This window comes from Segeticoccus sp. (genome assembly GCF_035708005.1).
This window is the reverse complement of the sequence record NZ_DASSTI010000026.1, coordinates 1-22,405: the sequence shown is the minus strand read 5'-3', so window position 1 is coordinate 22,405 and position 22,405 is coordinate 1. Positions and strand designations below refer to the sequence as shown.

Here is a 22,405-nt window from a genome sequence, read left to right as displayed (position 1 = left end):
TCCCGGCGCGCCGTTCGGGTGCACACTGAAACGGCGAGCGCTCCCCTTGAGGAGTCCACCTGCTCGGCGTCGCAGCTCCTTCGAGGAGGCACCCCTCGTGCCCAAACCGGTGATCCTGACCGTCGACGACGACCCGATGGTGTCCGCGGCCATCTCGCGGGACCTGCGTGAGCGGTACGGTGCCGGCTACCGGGTGCTCAAGGCGACCTCCGGGTCGGAGGGGCTCGCGCTGCTGTCGCGGTTGGCCCTGCGGGACCAGCCGGTGGCGCTGATCGCTGCCGACCAGCGGATGCCCGAGATGACCGGCATCGAGATGCTCGAGCAGGCGCGGTCGCAGGCCCCGGAGGCCAAGTACCTGTTGTTGACGGCCTACGCGGACACCGACGTGGCAATCAAGGCGATCAACGACATCGGCCTCGACTACTACCTGCTCAAGCCTTGGGACCCTCCCACCGAGCGGCTCTACCCGGTGACCGACGACCTGCTCGAAGATTGGACCCGCGCCCACCCGGACCACGCCTCGGAGGTGCGGTTGGTGGGCCACCGGTGGGCCGAACGCAGCCACGACCTGAAGAACTTCCTTGCCCGCAACCACGTGCCCTACCGGTGGTACGACGTCGAGCGGGACGAGGAGGCCCAGCGGTTGTGCGAGCTGGCGCAGGCGGTGCCTGCCGATCTGCCCCTCGTCCTCGTGCCGGAGGGGGCGACGCTGCGGGCACCGACGACACGGGACCTGGCCGACGCCATGGGGTTGCGCACCCGGGCGGACCAACCGCTCTACGACGTGTGCATCGTCGGCGGCGGCCCGGCTGGGCTGGCCGCGGCCGTCTACGCCGCCTCCGAAGGGCTGAGCACGGTGATCGTCGAGCGCGAGGCACCCGGTGGGCAGGCCGGGCAGAGCGCGGCCATCGAGAACTACCTGGGCTTCCCGCGGGGGGTCACCGGATCCGACCTGACCCAGCGGGCGCTGGCCCAGGCCACCCGCTTCGGGGCCGAGATGGTCCTGGCCCAGGACGTCGTCGGTTTCGAGGCGCGCGGGCCGGCCCGAGCCGTGCTCATGGAGGGGTCGGGGGAGATCGAGGCCCGGGCACTGATCGTCGCCAGCGGGGTGTCGTACCGCCGGCTGCAGGGCGACGGCCTGGACGCGCTCACCGGCCGCGGCGTCTACTACGGCGCCAACGCCAGCGAGGCGAGCCAGTGCCAGGGCGAGGACGTCTATCTCGTCGGGGCGGCCAACTCGGCCGGGCAGGCGGCGTTGAACATGGCCGTCTTCGCCAAGCGAGTCGTGCTGCTGGTGCGCGGGGACTCCCTCGACGCGGCGATGTCCCGCTACCTGGTCGAGCGGATCAGCTCCACCCCCAACATCGAGGTGCGGTGCCGCACCGAGGTGGTGGGCGCCCGCGGCGACGGCCACCTGGAGTGGCTCACCCTCGCCGACCGCCGGTCCGGCACCACCGAGGACGTCTCGGCCACCTGGCTGTTCGTCTTCATCGGCGCCTCGCCTCGGACCGACTGGCTCGGAGCCGACATCGTGCGCGACGAAAAGGGCTTCGTCGTCACCGGCCCGGACCTGCTCGGCCCGGGACGCCACGTGACCTGGTCGCTGTCGCGGCCGCCGTACGCACTGGAGACCAGTGTCCCCGGCGTCTTCGCCGCCGGCGACGTGCGGCTCGACTCGATGAAGCGCGTCGCCTCGGCCGTCGGGGAGGGCGCGATGGCGGTCTACCTGATCCACCGTTACCTGGCGACGACGTGATGCGCGCCGACGACCTGCGGCCCCTGGACCTGTTCGACGGCCTCACCACCGACCAGCTCGGTGAGCTCGCCGCCGCAGGCACGGACGTGCCCATCGAGCCGGGCGTCGAGCTCTTCCACGAGGGCGAGCACGCCGACTACTGGTGGCTGTTGGTGGAGGGCGACATCGAGCTGCGCCGCCACGTCGGGCGGGAGGACGTCGAGGTCGGGCGGCTGGACGTGCCGGGCCGGTGGGCCGGCGGATTCCGGGCCTGGAACGATCACGGCGTCTACCTCGCCACCGGGATCGGGGCCAAGCCCGGGCGGGTGCTGCAGGTGCCGGCGCCGGCCCTCCGGGAGCTGCTCAACGCCTGGTTCCCCTTCGGTGTCCACCTCGTCGCGGGCCTGCACGGCACAGCCCAGTCGATCGAGTCGACCGCGCGGCAGCACGCCTCGCTCATCATGCTCGGCACCCTGGCCGCCGGGCTGGCGCACGAGCTCAACAACCCCGCGGCCGCTGCGGCCAGCGCGGTGAACGCCGTCGAGGAGACGAGCCGGGCGCTGCTCACCAGTCTCGAAGGCTTGGCCGGAGAGGACATCAGCGCAGCGCAGTTCCGGGCGCTCACCGGGCTGCGCCGCGAGATCGAGGCGTCGGCTGGGCCCCGTGACCCCTTGGAGCTGGCCGACCTCGAGGAGGCGCTCACCTCGTGGCTGGAGGACCACGACGTCGACCGTCCGTGGGAGCTGGCGTCCCGGCTGGCGGCCCACGGCGCGGACGTCGACTGGTGTGAGCGGGCGGCTGGTGAACTCGACGACCGGGCCCTGCCGTGGGGGCTGAGCTGGGTGGCGAGCACGCTGTCGATGTCGGCGCTGCTCGGCGAGGTGAAGGAGTCCACCCGCCGCATCTCCGAGCTGGTCGCGGCCGTGCGGTCGCACTCGCAGATGGACCGCGGCACGATCCAGCTCACGGAGGTGACCGAGGGGCTGGACAGCAGCCTGGTGATGCTGGGCCACAAGCTGCGCGACGGGGTCACCGTCGTGCGCGACTACTCGCCCGACGTTCCGCGGATCGAGGCGTTCCCCGGCGAGCTCAACCAGGTGTGGGCCAACCTCATCGACAACGCGGTGGACGCGATGGACCGCTCCGGCACCCTGCGGGTCACGACCCGCGCCGACGGGCAGCACGTGGTGGTCGAGGTCATCGACACCGGCCCCGGCATGCCGCCGGAGGTCGTGGCACGGGCGTTCGAGGCCTTCTACACCACCAAGGACGTCGGCAAGGGCAGTGGCCTCGGCCTCGACATCGCCCGGCGCATCGTCGAGGAACGCCACGGCGGCAGCATCAGCATCGACTCACGCCCCGGCCAGACGGTCCTGCGGGTACGGCTGCCGGTTCACAGCACCTGGCGCAGCAGCCCCGAGTCCACGTCGTAGACGAACCCGCCGACGAGCGTGGCGTCCGGGATGAGCGGGTGGCTGCGCACCTTGGCCAGGTCCTCGCGCAGCTTCTGCTCCTGGTCGTCGACCACGCTGAAGCTCATCCACGACGCGTCGACACCCGAGAGGCCGGTGATCGTCTCCCGCAACTCGTTCTCGGTGTTCTTGCCCATCGCGCACTTGGTGTGCGGGACGACGAGGATCCGGTTGACGTTCAGCAGGTAGGTCGACAGGACGAGCGCTTCGAGTGCCTGGTCGGTCACGCGGCCACCCGGGTTGCGGAAGATCTTGGCGTCACCGGGCTGCAGCCCGACGATCCCGAGCGGGTCGATCCGGGAGTCCATGCACGTCACGATGGCGACCCCCGCCTGGGCGATGCCGTCGAAGCCGGCCATGGGGAAGTTTTCGGCGTAGCGGCGGTTGCTTTCGAGCAGGTCGTCGAAGTTGGTCGGGTTCTCGATCTTCTGGGTCACTCCAGTCCTTCTCTCGTGCCGATGGTCATCGCGACCGGCTTGGCGGTGGCCGCGAAGAAGTCGTTGCCCTTGTCATCCACGACGATGAACGCCGGGAAGTCCTCCACCTCGATCTTCCAGATCGCCTCCATACCGAGCTCCGGGTACTCCAGCACCTCCACGGACTTGATGCAGTCCTGGGCGAGCCGGGCGGCCGGGCCGCCGATCGAGCCGAGGTAGAAGCCGCCGTGGTCGGCACAGGCCCTGGTCACCTGCGCGGAGCGGTTGCCCTTGGCCAGCATCACCATCGAGCCACCCGCGGCCTGGAACTGGTCGACGTAGGAGTCCATCCGCCCCGCCGTGGTCGGGCCGAACGACCCGCTCGCGTAGCCTTCCGGGGTCTTGGCCGGCCCCGCGTAGTAGACCGCGTGCTCCTGCAGGTAGGCGGGCATCTGCTCGCCGGCGTCGAGGCGCTCCTTGATCTTGGCGTGGGCGATGTCGCGGGCCACCACGAGCGGCCCGGTCAGCGACAGCCGGGTCTTGACGGGGTGCTTGGACAGCTCGGCGCGGATTTCGTCCATCGGCTGGTTGAGGTCGATCTTCACCACGGCGCCGCGCCCGGTGGAGCCGGCGCCCACGGCCTCGTCGCCCCCGGGCACGAGGTCGGCAGCGGTGGTGTCCGGCAGGAACCGGGCCGGGTCGGTCTCGAGCTGCTCCAGGAACACGCCCTCGGCGGTGATCTTGCCCAGCGCCTGGCGGTCGGCCGAGCAGGAGACGGCGATGGCGACGGGCAGGGAGGCGCCGTGGCGGGGGAGGCGCACGACCCGCACGTCGTGGCAGAAGTACTTGCCGCCGAACTGGGCGCCGATCCCGAACTGCTGGGTGAGCTCGTGGACCCGCTGCTCGAGCTCGACGTCGCGGAACGCGTGCGCCGAGGGCGCCCCCTGCCGCGGCAGCTCGTCGAGGTACTTCGCGCTCGCGTACTTGGCTGTCTTCAGGGCGAACTCGGCCGAGGTGCCACCGATGACGACGGCCAGGTGGTACGGCGGGCAGGCCGCGGTGCCGAGCCCGCGCAGCTTCTCGTCGAGGAACGCCAGCAGCCGGTCCGGCGACAGGATCGCCTTGGTCTCCTGGAACAGGAAGGACTTGTTCGCCGAGCCCCCGCCCTTGGCCATGAACAGGAAGCGGTATGCCGTCTCGCTGCCAGCGTGCGTGTCGGCATACAGCTCGATCTGCGCTGGGAGGTTGGAACCGGTGTTCTGCTCCTCGAACATCGTCAGCGGGGCCATTTGCGAGTAGCGCAGGTTGAGCCGCGTGTAGGCGTCGAAGACGCCTCGCGCGATCGCGGGCTCGTCCGCACCGGGAGGGGTCAGCACGTGCTGTCCGCGCTTGCCCATGATGATCGCCGTGCCGGTGTCCTGGCACATCGGCAGCACCCCGCCGGCCGCGATGCCCGCGTTCTTCAACAGGTCCAGGGCGACGAACTTGTCGTTGTTGCTCGCCTCCGGGTCCTCGAGGATCGTGCGGAGCTGGGTGAGGTGCGCGGGCCGCAAGTAGTGGGCGATGTCGTGCATCGCGGTCTCCGTCAGCAGCCGCAGCGCCTCCGGGTCGACCTGGAGGAAGGTCCGCCCCCCGGGCCCCGCCACGGTGCGGACCCCCTCCGTGGTGAGCCGGCGGTAGGGCGTCCGGTCGGGCCCGGTGGGCAGCATGTCCTCGTAGACGAACTCCGGCACCGGGCGCTCCTCACGACTGGTCGGGACACAAAGGATGGCTCCCCGGCCCGCGGGAGCAGGCGGGGTCGACCCGCCCAGAGTAGTTGGGCGCGGATAGTGGCGTAAGTCACGCAGGACCGGTAGAACGGTGTCCTGATCCGGACGTCGAAAGGGCAGATCATGCGCAGACCTTCGGCTCGGCTCCGAGTTCTCGGTGCCGTCGCGGTGGCCGGTATGGCGGCCGGAACCCTGACGGCGTGCGGGGGAGGGGCGAACGCGGCGGGCGGCACCCCGACGCTCACGTGGTACATCAACCCCGACGGTGGCGGCTCCAACCCGCACGGCGGCGGTCAGGCGCAGATCGCCGCGGAGTGCACGCAGGCGGCGCAGGGGCGCTACCGCATCAAGTTCGAACTGCTGCCCAACAGCGCGAGCGACCAGCGCACCCAGCTGCTGCGCCGGCTGGCCGCCGGGGACTCCAGCATGGACATCATGAGCGTCGACCCGGCGTTCATCACGGAGTTCGCGGCGGCGGGCTACTTCGCTCCCGTGCCGAAGAACATGACCCAGCAGTTCACCCAGGACCGGGTGCAGTCGGCGCTGGACGCCTCCAAGTACAAGGGCAAGCTCATCGCGGTCCCGTTCTGGGCCAACACCCAGGTGCTGTGGTACCGCAAGAGCGTCGCCCAGAAGGCCGGCCTCGACATGAGCAAGCCGGTCACCTGGCAGCAGCTCATCGACGCCGCGCAGAAGACCAAGAAGACGATCGGCGTGCAGGCGGCCCTCTACGAGGGCTACTCGGTGTGGATCAACGCCCTCGTCGAGGGGGCCGGCGGCCACATCGTGGACAACCCGAACGCCACGTACGAGAACCTCAAGCTCGGCTTGGACAGCCCGGCGGGGGTGAAGGCCGCCGAGGTCATCCGGAAGGTCGCCGACACCGGTGTCGGGGGACCCGCGATGGGCTCCTCGCAGGAGACCCAGTCGCTCAACCTGTTCCAAGGGCCCAGCGGCGGCTTCCTCGTCAACTGGCCCTACGTCTACGCCGCGCTGAAGGCGGCGAAGGTGCCGTGGATGAAGGACGTCGGCTTCACGCGCTACCCGCAGACTGTCGCCGGCAAGCCCTCCGCGCCACCGTTCGGTGGCATCGAGGTCGCGGTCGGCAAGAACAGCCTGCACCCCGACCTCGCCTATGACGCGGCGGCCTGCATCACCAACGAGAAGCACCAGGTCGACTACATGGTGGCCACCGGCAACCCGGCGAGCCGCAAGCAGGCGTTCAACGACCCGGCCGTCAAGAAGGCGTTCCCGGGCGGGCTGGCGGCCCTGATCCGCGCCTCCTTGGATGAGGCGAAGACACGTCCGCTGTCGCCGTACTGGGGTGACATGTCCACCGCGCTGCAGCAGACCTTCAGCCCGCCCGGCAGCGTCACCCCGAAGACGCCGGCGAAGGCACAGGAGTTCATCATCAACGTGTTGAACGGGAAGGCGCTGCTATGACCCAGCAGGTCGTCGAGCGGGCCGGGGAGACGCCGGCCCGGAAGAAGCCCAAGGCGGTGCTGTCGGACCGGGCACGGGCCGAGCGTTCCCTCGGCTGGAAGCTGGCCGGTCCCGCCTTCATCGTCATGTTGTTCGTGACCCTGTGGCCGATCGTGTACTCGATCTACCTGTCGCTGTTCAACTACCGGCTGACCGACCCGGCGGGCAAGAAGTTCGTCTGGATCCAGAACTACATCACCGCGTTCACGGACCCGCTGTTCTGGCAGACCATGGTGACGACGTTCGTCATCGTGGGCTTCACGCTGGTCTTCGAGCTCGTCATCGGCTTCGCGCTGGCGTTGGTGATGCACAAGATCGTCATCCCGCGCAAGACGCTGCGCACGATCGTGCTCATCCCCTACTCGATCATCACCGTGGTCTCGGCCTTCTCCTGGCGCTACGCCGCCGAGGTCGACACCGGGTTCTTCAACTACTGGCTCCACTTCATCTCCGCCGGCGGCTTCCCACTGGACTTCAACTGGTTCGGCGGCCGTTGGACCTCGCTGCTGATCATCTGCCTCTCGGAGATCTGGAAGACCACGCCGTTCATGTCCCTGCTGTTGCTGGCCGGCCTGGCGCAGGTGGACAGCTCCATGGAGGAGGCGGCGCAGGTCGACGGCGCCACGTGGTTCCAGCGGCTCTACAAGGTCATCCTGCCCAACATGAAGGCCGCACTCATGGTGGCCGTCCTGTTCCGCACCCTCGATGCGATCCGCATCTACGACAACCCCTACGTCATGACCGGCGGCGCCAACGAGACGATGTCGCTGTCGATGCTGGTGTCCAACGAGACCATCACGAGAGTCGAGATCGGCATGGGATCGGCCCTGTCCGTGATCCTGTTCGTCATCGTCCTCATCGTGGCGGCGATCTTCGTCAGAGGATTCAAGGTCGACCTGACAGGGGGCAACAAGTAGCCATGGAGACCAACACCAGCGACCGGACCCGCAACTGGCTGGCCATCGCCGCGATCCCGATCATCATCTGGACGTGCATCCCCCTCGTCTGGATCCTCGCGGAGTCGCTCACCTCCACCGAGGCGCTGGGCGACCCCACCCAGAAGCTGTTCGGCAACTTCTGGCCCAAGCACATGACCTGGGAGAACTACCAGCTGATCTTCACCGGCGGGGCCAGGAACCTGTTCCTGCCCGCCCTGGCCCACTCGGTCATCGTCTGCGTGTCCGCGACGGTCATCAGCGTCGTGCTCGCCACGTTCTGCGCCTACGCCATCGCCCGGCTGAACTTCCCGGGCAAGAAGCTCATCCTCACCACCGCACTCGGGGTGTCCTTCTTCCCGGTCATCGCGATGGTGACGCCGCTGTTCAACCTCTGGCGGCAGATCGGCTTGTTCGACACCATCCCCGGCCTGATCATCCCCTACCTCGCACTCACCGTGCCGCTGTCGATCTGGATCCTCTCGGCCTTCTTCCAGCAGATTCCGTGGGAGATGGAGCAGGCGGCCCAGGTCGACGGGGCCACGACCTGGCAGGCGTTCCGCAAGGTGATCGTGCCGCTCGCCGCGCCGGGCGTGTTCACCACCGCCATCATCGCGTTCTTCACCGCGTGGAACGACTTCGTCTTCTCGCTCAACCTGACCTCCGAGAACGCGCGCACCGTGCCTGCGGCACTCGCGTTCTTCACCGGCGCGAGTCAGTTCACCCAACCCACCGGCGCGATCTGTGCCGCCGCCGTTGTCGTCACCATCCCGGTGGTGATCCTCGTCCTGGTCTTCCAGCGGCGGATCGTCGCCGGACTCACCTCCGGTGCCGTCAAGGGCTGACAATGTCAAATGGCTGCTGCTCGGCAGACAACGAAGGAGACATGAGACATGGCTGAGATCGTGCTCGACCACCTCGTGAAGAAGTACGGCGACGGCTTTCCCGCCGTGAATGACGTCTCGCTCGACATCGCCGACGGGGAGTTCATGATCCTCGTGGGGCCGTCCGGCTGCGGGAAGTCGACGCTGCTGCGGATGATCGTCGGGCTGGAGGACATCACCAGCGGCGACCTGAAGATCAACGGCAAGCGGGTCAACGAGCTCGCGCCACGCGACCGGAACCTCGCCATGGTGTTCCAGAACTACGCGCTCTACCCGCACCTGTCGGTCTTCGAGAACATCGCCTTCCCGCTGCGGCTGCAGAAGGGCCACCACGACGAGCAGGAGATCCGGCGCAAGGTCAACAGCGCCGCCGACATGCTGGAGCTCTCGGAGCACCTCCAGCGCAAGCCGGCGAACCTCTCCGGCGGCCAGCGGCAGCGCGTGGCCATGGGCCGGGCCATCGTCCGTGACGCCGACGCGTTCCTCTTCGACGAGCCGCTGTCGAACCTCGACGCCAAGCTCCGCGGGCAGATGCGCACCGAGATCGCCCGCATGCAGCGCCGCCTCGGGGTGACGACGGTCTACGTCACCCACGACCAGACCGAGGCCATGACCCTCGGCGACAGGGTCGCCGTGCTCAAGAAGGGCGTCCTGCAGCAGTGCGCGTCGCCGCGGGAGCTCTACGAGCAACCGGTCAACCTCTTCGTAGCCGGATTCATCGGCTCCCCGCCGATGAACTTCCTGCCGGCGCGGGTGGACGGCTCCACCCTGCGGCTGCCCTTGGTCGACGTGCCGGTGCCGAGCTCGCTGGCCGAGAAGATCGCCGGCAAGGAGCTCGTGATCGTGGGCGTCCGGCCGGAGCACTTCAAGGACGCCAGCCTGCACGACAGCGCGCCGCAGGACGCCGTCCGCTTCCACGCCCCCGTCGACGTGACCGAGTGGCTGGGCAACGAGCAGTACGCCTACATCCCGTTCGAGGCCGAGCCGGCGGTGCAGGCCAAGCTCGAGGAGCTCGACCGTGACCTCGACGGGGAGGGCATGCGCACCCAGCTGGTGGTCAACCTCGACGCCCGCTCCCGCATCCGCGAGGGTGATGAGGCCGAGCTGCTCTTCGACCCGTCCACGATGCACGTCTTCGACCCGGAGACCGGGGTGTGCCTGACCCGGGACGAGCAGGAGGCCGGCCGGATCGCCGCGGAGAGCGAGGCGGACCGCAAGCGGGCGCTCGAGCGCAGCAAGCTGCGCGACACGGGCGCTGGCACCGGTGAGGAGTCGAGCGCGACGATCAACGCCTGACCGCCGGCCCCTCCAGCCTGCGCGGCGAGGTCAGGGTACGGGAGCGCCGGGAACCGTTCCGCCCACGTGTCCAGCCATCGGGCCCAGGTCGAGCCACCCGCCGACCAGCACGGCAATGAGCACGGTGGTCAGCCCCAGTGCGAGGACGAGGATCGACCGCCGGCTCATGGCTCGTGAGTATGCCGTCCGCGCACCTGACCGGATGCCGCTTCCGGGCGAGTCTCATCACCGGCGGGCAGCACTCCTGTCGACGGCGTCGGCCAGCTCCTCCCGTCGCGGCGGGTTGGCGCCGGCCCGGGAGACGGTGATGGCGGCGCAGGCGAGCGCCCGGTCGACGGCCGGGCGCAGGCCGGCGGACCGCGCCCGGCGCAGCCGCTCCCGTGCTCCGCGCGAGTCGACCTCGACGCCGTCGACCGCGCCCAGCAGGTCCGCGTCGAGCAGGGCGGACAGCAACCCGGCCATGAAGGAGTCGCCCGCCCCGACCGTGTCGACGACCTCGACGGCGGGCGCGGGAACCTCCGCGTGCTCGTCACCGCCGGGGACGGACACCAGGGCGCCCTCCCCGCCGCGGGTGACCACCAGCAGCGACGGACCCAGCCGCCCCCACAGCTGGAGGACCTCCTCGACGGGAGCTCCGGCATACAGCCACTCGAGGTCCTCGTCGCTGGCCTTCACCACGTCGGCGAGGCCCACGAGCTGCTCGACCTGGGCCCGCACCTCCGCGGGCTCGCCCATGAGCGTGGGGCGCGCGTTGGGATCGTAGGAGACCGTGCCGGTCCGTCGGGCCCGCTCCGCCAGGGCCAGCACCGCGGCGGCGCCGGGCTGGAGGATCGCGCCGATGGAGCCGATGTGCAGGTGGCCGAAGTCGGCGACGTCCACGCCGGAGGGCACGTCCCACGTGAGGTCGAAGTCATAGGTCGCGCCGCCCTGGTCGTCGAGCGTGGCCGCGGCGGTCGGGGTGCTGGGCGCGGACGGCTCGCCGACCAGGTGCACCCCCTGCTCGCGCAGGTGCGTGGTGATCATCTCGCCGTGCCGGTCCCGGGCCAGGTGGGTGGCGAGGGTGGCGTCGTGGCCGAGCCGGGCCAGGCCGACCGCGACGTTGGCGGGACTGCCCCCGACGTGTTCGACGACCTCGCCGGCCCGGGTGCGGACGATGTCGATCAAGGCCTCGCCGACGACGAGGACAGGGGTGGCCGCGGGCTTCCCCTCGGGGGACGCGGCCGCAGGGCAGGTGGGGTTGTCGGCGGACACCGTGCCGGCCTGCCTCAGAGCACCGGTGGCCGCTGCACGAAGTCCACCGCCGAGTAGGCGCTGAGCTTGCGCAGCTGGTGGTGGGCCTCGATGACGCGGATGGTCCCGCTCTTGGAGCGCATCACCAGGGAGTGCGTCACCGCGCCGCCGCCGCGGTAGCGCACCCCGCGCAGCAGCTCGCCGTCGGTGATGCCGGTGGCGACGAAGAAGCAGTTCTCACCGCGGACGAGGTCGTCGGTGGAGAGGACGGCCTCGAGGTCGAGGCCCGCGTCGAGCGCCTTCTGGCGCTCGGCGTCGTCGGTGGGCCACAGGCGGCCCTGGAGGACGCCGCCGAGGCACTTGATGGCGCAGGCGGCGATGATGCCCTCGGGGGTCCCGCCGACGCCGAGCAGCAGGTCGACGCCGGTGTCCTCGCGGGCCGCCATGATGGCGCCGGCCACGTCGCCGTCGGAGATGAACCGCAGCCGGGCCCCGGTCTCGCGGACCTGCTGGGCGAGCTGCTCGTGCCGCGGCCGGTCCAGCATGACCACGGTGACGTCGGAGGGGGAGTCGTGCTTGGCGCGCGCCACCCGGCGGATGTTCTCGGCCACCGGGAGCCGGATGTCGACCACGTCGGCGGCCTCGGGGCCGGTGGCGAGCTTGTCCATGTAGAACACGGCGCTCGGGTCGTACATCATGCCGCGCTCGGCCACGGCGAGCACGGACACGGCGTTGCTCATGCCCTTGGCGGTCAGGGTGGTGCCGTCGATCGGGTCGACGGCCACGTCGACCTGCGGACCGGTGCCGTCGCCGACCTTCTCGCCGTTGAACAGCATGGGCGCCTCGTCCTTCTCGCCCTCGCCGATGACGACGACCCCGTCCATGCTCACGGTGGAGATGAGCGACCGCATCGCCTCGACGGCCGCGCCGTCGGCGCCGTTCTTGTCACCACGGCCCACCCAGCGGCCGCCGGCCATGGCGGCGGCCTCCGTCACGCGGACGAGCTCGAGCGCGAGGTTGCGGTCGGGCGCCTCGCGCGTCCGGTCGGCGGTGGGCTGCTCTGGCGACATACAGGTACCTCCGGTCCGGGGGTGACGGTGCTTCCGACTCTATCGGGGGTGGTGCCGATCGCACCCGTTGCGTCGGGGAGGATGGTCCGGTGCAGCAGCCTCCCGCTCCTCGTCGTCGCATGGGTACGGCCCGCAGCCTGCTCATCTCGATGATCGTGGTGCTGGCGTTCGTTGCGGTGTGGGTCGCGTTCGTGCCCCGCCCGAACGGCAACCCCCCGCAGTCCGTGGACGCGATGGCCTCGGCCAAGCAGGTCCGCCAACAGCAGGGCTGGGACCTGCGTATGCCGGCGTCGCTACCGAAGGGGTGGCGCGCCACGAGCGTCCGGTTCGGTCCCGGTCCGGACAGCCTGCAGACCTTCCACGCCGGCTACCTCTCGCGGGATGAGAACAGCTATGTCGGGCTCGAGGAGACCACGCACGCCACCGCCCACTGGCTGGAGGTCAAGGCCGGCTCGGCCACCCACCCCGGCACCGTCACGGTCGAGGGGGAGGCGTGGCAGAAGCGCACCGCCACCGATGAGCACGGGGTGACCACCCACAGCCTGGTGCTGCGCGGCGGAAAGGGCCTGACCGTCGTGGTCGCCGGCAACGGCACGTATGCCGACCTCGCGCGCTTCGCCGGACGCCTCCAGCCGCTCAGCGCCTCCAGCCGGGCGTCCGCGGGCTGACCGTCCGCGGACTGATCCCCACTGGCTGTGCCCGCCCACTTCACGTCCGCAGTCGGTGCGGTGAGTCAGTTGTCGGCGCGGCGCTCCGCGGCCGCCTCGAGCCGTTCCTCGGCGCGGTCCAGCCACGTCCCGCAGTGGGCGGCGAGGGCCTCCCCGCGCTCCCACAGGCGCATGCTCTCCTCGAGCTCGAGCTGGCCGCCCTCGAGCCGCGCGACGATGGCGACGAGCTCGTCGCGGGCCTCCTCGTAGCCGAGCTCGGTCACGTCGGAGGTGTCCGTGCGACCCGGCACGGCCGCCTCGGCGGGGGTCTTGTCGTCGGCTGCCATGCTGCCCACCCTAACGAGGCGTCACCGCCGGGCGGTCCGTCGCGAGCGGGAACCGGCTCCGCCGGAGGGGGCACGTTCGGTGACCGGGCGGACGGCGAAGTCGCCGCGGGCGACCCGCACCCGCAGCAGCTCCTCGACGTCGACGTCCGCGCGGTCCATGACCACCCGGCCGTCGGCGTGCTGGACCACCGCGTAGCCCCGCTCCAGGGTCTGCTGCGGCGACAGCGCCAGCACCTGGGTGCGCAGGTGGGCCACCCGGTCCTGCTCGCGGTGGATGCGCGCCAGGACCCGCTGCCGGGCCCGCTGGGTCAGCCGGTCGAGTTCCTCCCGGCGGGTGGTGACCATGGTGGTCGGCTCGGCGAGCACGGGGCGGCTGCACAGGCTGTCCAGGAGCTGGCGCTCGTGCCCGAGACGCTGGGCCACGCAGCGGCGGCCGCGCGCCACCGTGGCCTGCAGGCCGGAGCGCTGCTCCTCCAGGTCGGGGACGATGAGCTTGGCCGCGTCGGTGGGGGTGGAGGCCCGCACGTCGGCGACGAAGTCGAGCAGCGGGGTGTCGACGTCGTGCCCGATCGCGCTCACCACGGGCGTCACCGCGACCGCCACGGCGCGCACCAACGACTCGTTGCTGAACGCGAGCAGGTCCTCGAATGAGCCACCGCCGCGCGCGATGACGATGACGTCCACGCTGCGGTCCAGGTCCAGCGCGCGCAGCGCCTCGCTGACCTCGGTCACGGCCGAGGGTCCTTGGACGGCGACCTCGCGGATCTCGAAGTCGACGGTGGGCCACCGCCGTCGGGCGTTCTCGACCACGTCGCGTTCGGCGGCGCTGGCCCGCCCGCAGATGAGGCCGACCCGGCGGGGCAGGAAGGGCAGCGGCCGCTTGCGGTCCCGGTCGAAGAGCCCCTCCGCGCGCAGCACGCCCTTGAGCTGCTCGAGTCGGGCGAGCAGCTCACCGACCCCCACCTGGCGCACCTGCCGGGCGTCCAGGTGCAGGGTGCCCCGCTTGGTCCAGAAGACCGGCTTGGCGTGGACCACCACCCGGCCGCCCTCGGAGACGGGGGTCGGCATCGCATCGAGCGTGGTCGCGGGCACCACGATCGACAGGGACATGTCCACATCGGTGTCGCGCAGCGTGAGGTAGCAGGTCGGCGAGCCGGGACGCCGGTTGAGCTGGACCACCTGGCCCTCGACCCACAGCGGCGACATCTTCTCGACGTAGCCGGCGATCTTCATGCTGAGCGTGCGCACCGGCCACGGGTGCTCCGCCGTCGTGTCGGCAGCCTTCTCCGGCAGCGCCGTGCTGCGGCCGTTGGCGCCGGCGGCCGGCTGACCGGCGACACCGTTCGGCCCGGCGGGGACGCGTCCTGCGGGGCTGGTCACGGCGCCAGACTAGACGTGGGCACCCACGTGAGCTCCGGCATACCGGGCGGGCGGGCGTGTGGACACGACTGTTGCTGGCGGTTCGCGAGTCCGGAATCGCCAACTCCCAGCAACAGTCCTTGGGCGCGGAGCGTGCGGGCGGGTCGCGGGGCCGGGGCGGCCACCTACCATGGGGGCGTGACTGCTGCGACGACGACAGGGACGAAGCGCGTGCTGCTGGCCGCGCCGAGGGGGTACTGCGCCGGCGTCGACCGCGCGGTCGTGACCGTCGAGAAGGCGCTCGACCTCTACGGGCCGCCGGTCTACGTGCGCAAGCAGATCGTGCACAACAAGCACGTGGTGGCCACCCTCGAGAAGCGCGGGGCGGTGTTCGTCGACGAGACCGACGAGGTGCCCGAGGGCGCGACGGTGGTGTTCTCCGCGCACGGCGTGGCGCCGGTGGTGCACGACGAGGCCAAGGCGCTGTCGCTGCGCACGATCGATGCGACCTGCCCGCTCGTGACCAAGGTGCACCGCGAGGCGGTGCGATTCGCCGACGACGAGTACGACATCCTGCTCATCGGCCACGAGGGGCACGAGGAGGTCATCGGCACCTCCGGTGAGGCTCCCGAGCACATCACCCTGGTTGGTGGCCCGGACGAGGTCGACCGGGTGCAGGTGCGCGACCCCGACAAGGTGGTGTGGCTGTCGCAGACGACGCTGTCGGTCGACGAGACGATGGAGACCGTCCGCCGGCTGCGGGAGCGGTTCCCCAAGCTGCAGGACCCGCCGAGCGACGACATCTGCTACGCCACCCAGAACCGCCAGCTCGCGGTGCGTCAGATGGCGGCCGAGACCGACCTCATGATCGTGGTCGGCTCGCAGAACTCCTCCAACTCGGTGCGCCTCGTCGAGGTTGCGCTCGAGCAGGGGGCGAAGGCGGGGCACCTGGTCGACTACGCCGACGAGATCGACGACGCCTGGTTCGACGGCGTGCAGACCGTCGGGGTGACCAGCGGCGCCAGCGTGCCGGAGGTGCTCGTCCGGGACGTGCTGGACCACCTCGCCGAGCGCGGCTACCGCGACGTGCACCCGGTCGTCGCCGCCGAGGAGAGCACCATGTTCGCGCTGCCCCGGGAGCTGCGGCGCGACATCAAGGCCCGGGAGGGCCGGGACGCCGACGCGGTCCGGCACGACGCCGGCACCGCGCACTGAGGCCCCTCACAGCACCGGCCGACGCTTGCTGGCCGACGTTGCCTGCTCGAAGGCGTGGGCGATCTCCAGCACGAGACGCTCGGCCCGGTGCGGTCCCACGACCTGCAGCCCGATCGGAAGCCCGTCGGGGGCGAACGCCGCGGGCACGGAGAGGGCCGGGCAGCCGGTGGCCGACACGAAGTATGCCGAGCGCATCCAGTCCAGGTAGGTCGCCTGCGGTTCGCCGTCGATCTCGGTCGGGTACTCCAGCTCTGCCGGGAACGGGGCCACCTGGCTCACCGGGAGCAACAGCGCGTCGTAGTGCTCGAAGAACTCCCGGACCCGGTGGAACAGGGCCCCGTGGGCGACCTCGGCTCGGGCCAGGTCCTCGCCGGTGAGGTCTCGTCCCACCGACACGTTCCACCGGATGCTCTCCTTGACCGACTCGGGGTGCGCCTCGACCAGCGGGCCGAAGGCGAGCAGGAACTGCCAGGCGCGCAGGGTGCGGAACACCTCCTCGGCGTCGGTGAAGTCCGGGCTGGCCTCCTCCACGTGGCAGCCGAGCTCGGTGAACACCGAGACCTGCGGCGCGAGGGCCTCCACGACGCAGCTGGCGGTCCGCACGGTGCCGCCGAGGTCCGGGGACCAGGCGAGTCGCAGGCCGGTGAGATCGCGGTCCAGGGGAGCGGCGAAGGACGCTCCCGGCTCGGTGAGCGAGATGGGGTCCCGTGGGTCGGGGCCGGCGAGCACGGAGAGCAACAGGGCGGCATCCGTGACGGTGCGGCCCATCGGCCCCTGGACCGACATGGTCTGCCACGGGGTTCGCGAGGGCCATGTGGCGACCCGGCCCGGGGACGGCCGCAAGCCCACGACGTTGCAGAACGAGGCGGGGTTGCGCAGGGAGCCGCCCATGTCGCTGCCCTCGGCCAGGGCGGTCATGCCGGTGGCCAGTGCCGCCGCGGCGCCACCGCTCGAGCCGCCGGCGGAACGGTCCAGGTCGTAGGGATTCCGGGTGGTCCCGAAGACCGGGTTGAAGGTGTGGGAGCCGGCCGCGAACTCCGGCACGTTCGTCTTGCCGAGGATGACCGCCCCCGCGGCGCGGATCCGCGCGACGACGAGCTCGTCCCGTTCGGGGACGTGGTCGGCGAAGAGTGGGGAGCCCCAGGTGGTGCGGATCCCCTGCGTCTCGTGGGTGTCCTTCACCGCGAAGGGCAGGCCGTGCAGGGGGCCCAGGCGCTGGCCGCTGGCCTGCCGCTCGTCGGCTGCCCGGGCCGCGTCGAGCGCCGCGTCGGACACGAGCGTCGGGATGGCGTTGACCTTGGGGTTGACCCGCTCGATCCGGTCGAGGTGCCGTTGCAGCAGCTCCCGTGCCGAGACCGCCCCACGCCGCAGGAGAGCGGCCTGCTCGACGGCAGGAAGGTCACAGAGCTCGTCCATCAGGGCCTCAGGCGGTGTGTCGGTCGTCGTGGTGGTCCGTCTCCCGAACCGGCACGTCTGGCGAGGGGTCGTCCTCGAGCAGCTCCGGGCGGTCGACGTCCGCGAGCGCGCCGGCAAGCTCGGACTCGACCAGCTCGGCCGCCGTCAACGGCCGCGGGGCGACCTCCACCGGCGGGACCGCCTCCAGCGCCTCAGGCTCGAGCTCGAGCTCGTTCATCCGACGGGCGGTCACGAGCACCCGGGACTCGAGGGCGCCCACCAGCTGGTTGTAGGCCTCCACCGACCGTCGGAGCGAGCCGCCCATCCGCGCGGCGTGCTTGCCCAGGGTGCCGAGCCGGGCGTACAGCTCCTTGCCGAGGTCGAGCAGCTGCAGCGCGTTGGCCGTCAGCGCCTCCTGCTGCCAGGTGAACGCCACGGACCGCAGCATCGCCAGTAGCGTCGCGGGGGAGGCGAGCACGACCTTGCGGGACATGGCGTGGTCGAACAGGCTCGGGTCGGCGTCGAGGGCGGTGGCGAGGATGGCCTCCCCGGGCACGAAGCAGACCACCATCTCCGGTGTCGAGCTGAACGCGGACCAGTAGGCCTTGTCGGCCAGCGTGTCGACGTGTCCCCGCAGGGAGGTCGCGTGGGCCCGAAGCAGCTCCTGCTGCCGGGCGGGTTCCACGCCGTCGGCCTGGGCCTGCAGGAACGCCGTCATCGGTGCCTTGGCGTCGACCACCAGGCACTTCCCGCCGGGCAGGCGCACGACCACGTCCGGGCGCACCGCCTGGTCGTGGACGCTCACCGCGCTGACCTGCTCGTCGAAGTCGCAGCGGGCCAGCAGGCCGGCGTGCTCCAGCACCCGGCGCAGCTGTACCTCGCCCCATGCCCCCCGGATGGTCGTCGAGTTGAGCGAGGACGCGAGCGTGGCCGTCTGGGTGCGCAGCGCCGACGTCGCGGAGGTCACCTCGGTGAGCCGTTCGCCGAGCTGCCCGAACTGCTCGGCCCGGTCCCGCTCCAGCGTCCCCACCTGGCGCTCGACCCGGGTGAGCGCCTCGCGCAGCGGCACCAGCGCGGTGGCCACCGTCACCTCGTCGTCGGTCGCTCGCTCGAGGTCCTGCACCCGTTGCCGGAGCAGGTCTCGCTCGGCGGCCAGCCTGACCTCGTGCGATCCGGTGAGCGCACGGCACACCACCCACGTGGCGAGCGCGCCCACCACGAGCCCCACCACGGCGGCGATCAGAAGATCCATGGCCCACACCCTGCCAGTCGGCCCCGACACCGCCCGTCGATTGACACCTGGCGAGCGTTAGCGGTTTACGACGGCCTCGTGGCGGCCGTGACCGTCGAGCACGACCTTCCCCCGGTGACTCGTGACCGGCGGCCGGTCGCGACCTACCAGCCCGTGGGAGCGGCGTTCGAGTTCGTGGAGTGAGGCCGCGCCGCCGAGCCAATGGCAGCGCCAAGCCCGACGGCGTGCGGACGGTGCGTGCCCGGCATACCGTCGGGGCTGGTGACCACGACGCCAGCGGGAGGTGCACGTGTCGGGGACGGAGGGCCAGGTGGCCTGGCGCGACGACACGCTGGGACTGCTGGCCGACCCCTACGGCTTCATCTCCTCCCGGGCGCGCCGGGTGCGGCGCGACGTCTTCACCACGCGGCTGCTGGGCCGCCCGGTGACCTGCCTGACCGGACCGGCGGCGGCACGGTTCTTCTACGACGAGGACCACGTGGTGCGGGAGGGTGCGGCGCCCGGGCGGGTGCTCGACACCCTGTTCGGTCGTGGGGGCGTGCAGGGCCTGGACGGCGAGGCGCACCGGCACCGCAAGGCGATGTTCATGTCGCTGATGACGCCGGAGGCACTCGACCGGCTCGAGCAGCGCTTCCTGGAGATCTGGCGGCAGCGGGCCCGCTCGTGGGAGGGGCGCACCCGCGTCGTGCTGTTCGATGAGGTGAACGAGGCACTGTGCCATGCCGTGTGCGCATGGTCCGGGGTGCGGCTCGACTCCCTGGAGCTGCGCCGGCTGACCCGGTGGATGGCCGCGATGATCGACGCTCCCGCCGCGGTCGGGCCGCGCCACTGGCAGGGGCGTCGTGCGCGGGGACGTGCCGAGCAGTGGGCCGCCGGGCTGATCGAGCGCGAACGGGCCCGCGGCGAGTCGCCGGACGGGCAGGCCACGGCGCTCGCGGTCATCGCGCGGCACCGGGACGCGGACGGCACCCCGCTGAGCCTGCACGACGCGGCGGTCGAGCTGCTCAACGTGGTCCGGCCGACCGTCGCCGTCGGACGGTTCGTGGTGCTGGCCGCGCAGGTGCTGCACACCCACCCCGCCGAGCGGGACCGGATCCTGGCCAGCGACGACCCGGGGTTGCTGGAGCGGTTCGTGCAGGAGGTCCGTCGGGACGCGCGCTTCTTCCCCATGGTGCCCGGGATCGCCGCCGCGGATCTCTCCTGGCGCGACGAGCCGATCCCGCGCGGACGCTGGCTGCTGCTGGACCTCCACGGCATCGACCACGACCCGGGCGTGTGGGGCGACCCGGAGCGCTTCCGGCCGGACCGGTTCGTGGACCGCGAGCTCGACCCCTTCGAGATGGTCCCCCAAGGGGGTGGGGGTCACTGGACGGACCACCGCTGTGCCGGGGAGTGGATCACCATCCGCCTCATGGTCGCCGCCCTGCGCGTGCTCGTGCACGAGGTGACGTATGCCGTGCCGCCCCAGGACCTCTCGATCCCGCCTCGCCGTGCTCCAACCCTGCCGCGCAGCGGCTTCGTGATCACCGAAGTCAGGCCGCGCGCCGCCGCTCACTAGACTCTTGACCTCGTGGCACTCACTATCGGCATCGTCGGGCTCCCCAACGTCGGCAAGAGCACGATGTTCAACGCGCTCACCAAGAACAGCGTCCTCGCAGCGAACTACCCGTTCGCCACGATCGAGCCCAACGTGGGCGTGGTGCCGCTTCCCGACGACCGGCTCGAGGTGCTGGCGAAGCTGTTCTCCAGCGAGAAGGTCGTGCCGGCCACGGTGTCCTTCGTCGACATCGCCGGCATCGTGCGCGGGGCCTCCGAGGGGGAGGGGCTGGGCAACAAGTTCCTCGCCAACATCCGTGAGGCCGACGCGATCTGCCAGGTGATCCGGGTCTTCCATGACGACGACGTCGCGCACGTGGAGGGCAAGATCAGCCCGAGCGGGGACATCGAGACGATCAACACGGAGCTCATCCTCGCCGACCTGCAGACGTTGGAGAAGGCGATCCCGCGCCTCGACAAGGAGGTCAAGGGCAAGAAGACCGACAAGGCCGTGCTCGACTCTGCACTCGCCGCCCAGAGCGTGCTCGAGCAGGGAGAGACCCTGTATGCCCGGGGCGCGGCCGCCGGGGTCGACGTCGCCGCGATCCGCGAGCTGTCGCTGCTGACGACCAAGCCGTTCCTCTACGTGTTCAACATCGACGAGGAGCAGGTGACCGACGGGGCGCTGCAGGCCGAACTGCAGGAGCTCGCCGCCCCGGCAGACGCGATCTTCCTCGACGCCAAGGTGGAGGCCGATCTGGCCGAGCTCGACGAGGACGAGGCGCTGGAGCTGCTGGAGACCGTGGGGATTCAGGAGTCCGGTCTGAACCAGTTGGCGCGCAAGGGCTTTCACACGCTGGGTCTGCAGACCTACCTGACGGCGGGTCCGAAGGAGTCGCGGGCCTGGACGATCCACAAGGGCTGGACTGCGCCGCAAGCCGCGGGGGTGATCCACACCGACTTCCAGAAGGGCTTCATCAAGGCCGAGGTCGTCTCCTACGACGACTTGGTCGACGCCGGCTCGATGGCCGAGGCGCGGGCCCGTGGCAAGGTGCGCATGGAGGGCAAGGACTACGTCATGGCCGATGGCGACGTGGTGGAGTTCCGGTTCAACGTCTGACGCGGTTGACACGCCGCAACTGTTTCCGCTGAGGGCCCGGCGAGGCCGCGTTGAGGCAGGTCCGCCGAGTAATCGATGGCGGGTGCGTGGACTTCCATGGAACGGTGGTCAACGTGATTCTCCCGACCCCGACCTTGGAGACCGAGCGCCTGCTCCTGCGGCCTTTTGCCGACACCGATGCCGAGGAGCTCTTTGCCTTGCAGAGCAACGCGCACGCGCTGCGCTATTGGGACTCTCCGCCGTGGGTGGATCGGGCACCGGTCGAGCGCTTCCTGGCCCGGTGCCAGCAGCTGGCGGAGGAGGGCAGCGGTGCCCGCCTGGCGATCGATCGCGTCCGTGACCAGGCGTTCGTCGGCTGGTGCACCGTGAACAGTTGGAACCCTGAATTCCGAAGCGCTTCACTGGGCTGTTGCCTTCACGACACGATGTGGGGGCACGGCTATGCGACGGAAGCTGCGCGTGCCCTGCTCCGATGGGCCTTCGACACGCTCGACCTCAATCGAGTTCAGGCCGAGACCGACACGCGCAACGTGGCCTCGGCCCGCGTGCTGGAGAAGCTCGGCTTCGTCCTCGAGGGGACGTTGCGCGAGGACTGCATCGTCAACGGGGACGTGTCCGACTCATCTGTGTACGGCCTGCTCAGACGCGACTGGGCCGGCTGAACGCGTGGCGCCCACGCAGGGCCCGCAGACACGAGAGCTCAGCTGGAACGCCAGCGGGCCCGGTCCTCGCCGGGCTTGCGGGTGCACCGCATCGGCGTGCCCTTGGTCGTGACACCGCGGGCTCCCTCCGGTGCGCAGAATGCGCCGGGGTGGACCACACCCTCGTACGGCGCTGCCGACGGCGGGGTGGTGCGTGTCGGGGTCGGCTTCGGCCGCGGGGGCGGGGGAGGCGTGGTGCGCCTCGGCTGCGGGGTCGGGTGCGCGGGCCGCGGGGTGTGTGTGGGTGCCGGGATGACTGGCCGGGGCGGAATCGGCCCGACCGTGGGCAGTCGCATCGCGGGACACCGCGACAACACCCGCACCATCGCGGACTTCTCCGCGGCCGTCACCCACACCCCGTAGCGGTGCTTGACCGCGACCTGGCGGCCCACGTAGGCACAGCGGTAGGTCTTGTTCGGTGGCAGCCAGGTGGCGGTGTCACCGTCGCCCTTGGCCGCATTGGTGGGCCCGTCGACCGCGAGCAGGTTCAGCGGGTCGTTGGCGAACTGCACCCGCTTGCCATAGCTCCACTGCTGGGCGCCCT

21 protein-coding genes are annotated in these 22,405 nt (G+C 70.9%); 11 read left to right on the top strand and 10 right to left on the bottom strand.

The features are described 5' to 3' along the window. Positions 1–97: 97 nt before the first annotated feature. Both VFL99_RS02800 and VFL99_RS02795 read left to right on the top strand, forming a co-directional pair. The gene (locus VFL99_RS02800) at positions 98–1,756 is read left to right on the top strand and encodes an NAD(P)/FAD-dependent oxidoreductase (protein WP_325104804.1); all 1,659 of its coding nucleotides are present in this window, start codon (positions 98–100) and stop codon (positions 1,754–1,756) included. Next, positions 1,756–3,168, top strand: a complete 1,413-nt coding sequence (locus tag VFL99_RS02795) for an ATP-binding protein (RefSeq protein WP_325104803.1) — start codon at positions 1,756–1,758, stop codon at positions 3,166–3,168. Before VFL99_RS02800 ends, VFL99_RS02795 begins: the two co-directional genes overlap by 1 nt. On the opposite strand, the gene VFL99_RS02790 is transcribed toward VFL99_RS02795, so the two are convergent. Both VFL99_RS02790 and VFL99_RS02785 read right to left on the bottom strand, forming a co-directional pair. Next, positions 3,129–3,644 carry a beta-class carbonic anhydrase gene (locus VFL99_RS02790; RefSeq protein WP_325104802.1) on the bottom strand — a complete coding sequence of 172 codons (516 nt, stop codon included), beginning with the start codon at positions 3,642–3,644 and terminating at the stop codon, positions 3,129–3,131. The two genes, VFL99_RS02795 and VFL99_RS02790, sit on opposite strands and share 40 nt — an antisense overlap. Continuing rightward, positions 3,641–5,356, bottom strand: a complete 1,716-nt coding sequence (locus VFL99_RS02785) for a fumarate hydratase (RefSeq protein WP_325104801.1) — start codon at positions 5,354–5,356, stop codon at positions 3,641–3,643. The genes VFL99_RS02790 and VFL99_RS02785 overlap by 4 nt, the downstream gene beginning before the upstream one ends. 213 nt (positions 5,357–5,569) lie before the next feature. Between VFL99_RS02785 and VFL99_RS02780 the strand changes: the two genes are divergently transcribed. Genes VFL99_RS02780 through VFL99_RS02765 form a run of 4 tightly spaced genes read left to right on the top strand, consistent with a single transcriptional unit; the run spans position 5,570 to position 9,989 of the window. Continuing rightward, complete coding sequence (locus tag VFL99_RS02780) at positions 5,570–6,835, top strand: extracellular solute-binding protein (protein ID WP_325104800.1); 1,266 nt, start codon at positions 5,570–5,572, stop codon at positions 6,833–6,835. Next, positions 6,832–7,791: a carbohydrate ABC transporter permease gene (locus VFL99_RS02775; protein WP_325104799.1), complete on the top strand. Its 960-nt coding sequence runs from the start codon at positions 6,832–6,834 to the stop codon at positions 7,789–7,791. Before VFL99_RS02780 ends, VFL99_RS02775 begins: the two co-directional genes overlap by 4 nt. A gap of 2 nt (positions 7,792–7,793) precedes the next feature. After that, a complete protein-coding gene (locus VFL99_RS02770; RefSeq protein ID WP_325104798.1) occupies positions 7,794–8,654 on the top strand; it encodes a carbohydrate ABC transporter permease in 861 nt (286 codons plus the stop codon). A 48-nt stretch (positions 8,655–8,702) separates the two neighbouring features. After that, on the top strand, positions 8,703–9,989 hold the full coding sequence (locus VFL99_RS02765) for an ABC transporter ATP-binding protein (RefSeq protein ID WP_325104797.1): 1,287 nt from the start codon (positions 8,703–8,705) through the stop codon (positions 9,987–9,989). A gap of 30 nt (positions 9,990–10,019) precedes the next feature. On the opposite strand, the gene VFL99_RS02760 is transcribed toward VFL99_RS02765, so the two are convergent. Genes VFL99_RS02760 through glpX form a run of 3 tightly spaced genes read right to left on the bottom strand, consistent with a single transcriptional unit; the run spans position 10,020 to position 12,289 of the window. Next, entirely contained in the window at positions 10,020–10,157 is a 138-nt protein-coding gene (locus tag VFL99_RS02760; RefSeq protein WP_325104796.1) for a hypothetical protein, read from the bottom strand. A gap of 57 nt (positions 10,158–10,214) precedes the next feature. Then, positions 10,215–11,240 carry a carbohydrate kinase family protein gene (locus VFL99_RS02755; RefSeq protein ID WP_325104795.1) on the bottom strand — a complete coding sequence of 342 codons (1,026 nt, stop codon included), beginning with the start codon at positions 11,238–11,240 and terminating at the stop codon, positions 10,215–10,217. 14 nt (positions 11,241–11,254) lie between these two features. After that, positions 11,255–12,289 (bottom strand): class II fructose-bisphosphatase, encoded by a 1,035-nt coding sequence (glpX, locus tag VFL99_RS02750; protein WP_325104794.1) that lies wholly within the window; start codon positions 12,287–12,289, stop codon positions 11,255–11,257. Between the two features lie 119 nt (positions 12,290–12,408). Between glpX and VFL99_RS02745 the strand changes: the two genes are divergently transcribed. Then, positions 12,409–12,957, top strand: a complete 549-nt coding sequence (locus VFL99_RS02745) for a DUF4245 domain-containing protein (RefSeq protein WP_325104793.1) — start codon at positions 12,409–12,411, stop codon at positions 12,955–12,957. 65 nt (positions 12,958–13,022) lie between these two features. Here VFL99_RS02745 and VFL99_RS02740 read toward each other — a convergent pair whose 3' ends face one another. Beyond that, positions 13,023–13,283, bottom strand: coding sequence for an exodeoxyribonuclease VII small subunit (locus tag VFL99_RS02740; protein ID WP_325104792.1), 261 nt, complete (start codon positions 13,281–13,283; stop codon positions 13,023–13,025). A 21-nt stretch (positions 13,284–13,304) separates the two neighbouring features. After that, the gene (gene xseA, locus VFL99_RS02735; protein ID WP_414713707.1) at positions 13,305–14,663 is read right to left on the bottom strand and encodes an exodeoxyribonuclease VII large subunit; all 1,359 of its coding nucleotides are present in this window, start codon (positions 14,661–14,663) and stop codon (positions 13,305–13,307) included. A 177-nt stretch (positions 14,664–14,840) separates the two neighbouring features. On the opposite strand from xseA, the gene VFL99_RS02730 reads away from it, so the two are divergent. Further along, positions 14,841–15,857: a 4-hydroxy-3-methylbut-2-enyl diphosphate reductase gene (locus VFL99_RS02730; RefSeq protein ID WP_325104791.1), complete on the top strand. Its 1,017-nt coding sequence runs from the start codon at positions 14,841–14,843 to the stop codon at positions 15,855–15,857. Between the two features lie 6 nt (positions 15,858–15,863). Here the strand turns inward: VFL99_RS02730 and VFL99_RS02725 are convergent, their stop codons facing one another. Both VFL99_RS02725 and VFL99_RS02720 read right to left on the bottom strand, forming a co-directional pair. Continuing rightward, positions 15,864–17,273, bottom strand: a complete 1,410-nt coding sequence (locus tag VFL99_RS02725) for an amidase (protein WP_325104790.1) — start codon at positions 17,271–17,273, stop codon at positions 15,864–15,866. 7 nt (positions 17,274–17,280) lie between these two features. Next, positions 17,281–18,504 (bottom strand): DNA recombination protein RmuC, encoded by a 1,224-nt coding sequence (locus tag VFL99_RS02720; RefSeq protein WP_325104789.1) that lies wholly within the window; start codon positions 18,502–18,504, stop codon positions 17,281–17,283. A gap of 289 nt (positions 18,505–18,793) precedes the next feature. Here VFL99_RS02720 and VFL99_RS02715 point away from each other — a divergent pair, with 289 nt between their 5' ends. From VFL99_RS02715 to VFL99_RS02705, 3 genes are all read left to right on the top strand, one after another. Beyond that, positions 18,794–20,062, top strand: a complete 1,269-nt coding sequence (locus VFL99_RS02715; RefSeq protein WP_325104788.1) for a cytochrome P450 — start codon at positions 18,794–18,796, stop codon at positions 20,060–20,062. A 12-nt stretch (positions 20,063–20,074) separates the two neighbouring features. Continuing rightward, a complete protein-coding gene (gene ychF / locus VFL99_RS02710; protein WP_325104787.1) occupies positions 20,075–21,160 on the top strand; it encodes a redox-regulated ATPase YchF in 1,086 nt (361 codons plus the stop codon). A gap of 104 nt (positions 21,161–21,264) precedes the next feature. Next, positions 21,265–21,822 carry a GNAT family N-acetyltransferase gene (locus VFL99_RS02705; protein WP_325104786.1) on the top strand — a complete coding sequence of 186 codons (558 nt, stop codon included), beginning with the start codon at positions 21,265–21,267 and terminating at the stop codon, positions 21,820–21,822. Positions 21,823–21,860: 38 nt separating this feature from the next. Here VFL99_RS02705 and VFL99_RS02700 read toward each other — a convergent pair. Beyond that, the coding region (locus tag VFL99_RS02700; RefSeq protein ID WP_325104785.1) for an HNH endonuclease family protein at positions 21,861–22,405 on the bottom strand (545 nt) is incomplete at its 5' end.

Excerpts from the sequence above, each read along its gene's own strand:
- VFL99_RS02795 (WP_325104803.1), top strand. The coding sequence starts at position 1,756 with ATGCGCGCCGACGACCTGCGGCCCCTGGACCTGTTCGACGGCCTCACC.
- VFL99_RS02780 (WP_325104800.1), top strand. The coding sequence starts at position 5,570 with ATGGCGGCCGGAACCCTGACGGCGTGCGGGGGAGGGGCGAACGCGGCG.
- VFL99_RS02775 (WP_325104799.1), top strand. The coding sequence starts at position 6,832 with ATGACCCAGCAGGTCGTCGAGCGGGCCGGGGAGACGCCGGCCCGGAAG.
- VFL99_RS02770 (WP_325104798.1), top strand. The coding sequence starts at position 7,794 with ATGGAGACCAACACCAGCGACCGGACCCGCAACTGGCTGGCCATCGCC.
- VFL99_RS02765 (WP_325104797.1), top strand. The coding sequence starts at position 8,703 with ATGGCTGAGATCGTGCTCGACCACCTCGTGAAGAAGTACGGCGACGGC.
- VFL99_RS02760 (WP_325104796.1), bottom strand. The coding sequence starts at position 10,157 with ATGAGCCGGCGGTCGATCCTCGTCCTCGCACTGGGGCTGACCACCGTG.
- glpX (WP_325104794.1), bottom strand. The coding sequence starts at position 12,289 with ATGTCGCCAGAGCAGCCCACCGCCGACCGGACGCGCGAGGCGCCCGAC.
- VFL99_RS02745 (WP_325104793.1), top strand. The coding sequence starts at position 12,409 with ATGGGTACGGCCCGCAGCCTGCTCATCTCGATGATCGTGGTGCTGGCG.
- VFL99_RS02740 (WP_325104792.1), bottom strand. The coding sequence starts at position 13,283 with ATGGCAGCCGACGACAAGACCCCCGCCGAGGCGGCCGTGCCGGGTCGC.
- VFL99_RS02725 (WP_325104790.1), bottom strand. The coding sequence starts at position 17,273 with ATGGACGAGCTCTGTGACCTTCCTGCCGTCGAGCAGGCCGCTCTCCTG.
- VFL99_RS02720 (WP_325104789.1), bottom strand. The coding sequence starts at position 18,504 with ATGGATCTTCTGATCGCCGCCGTGGTGGGGCTCGTGGTGGGCGCGCTC.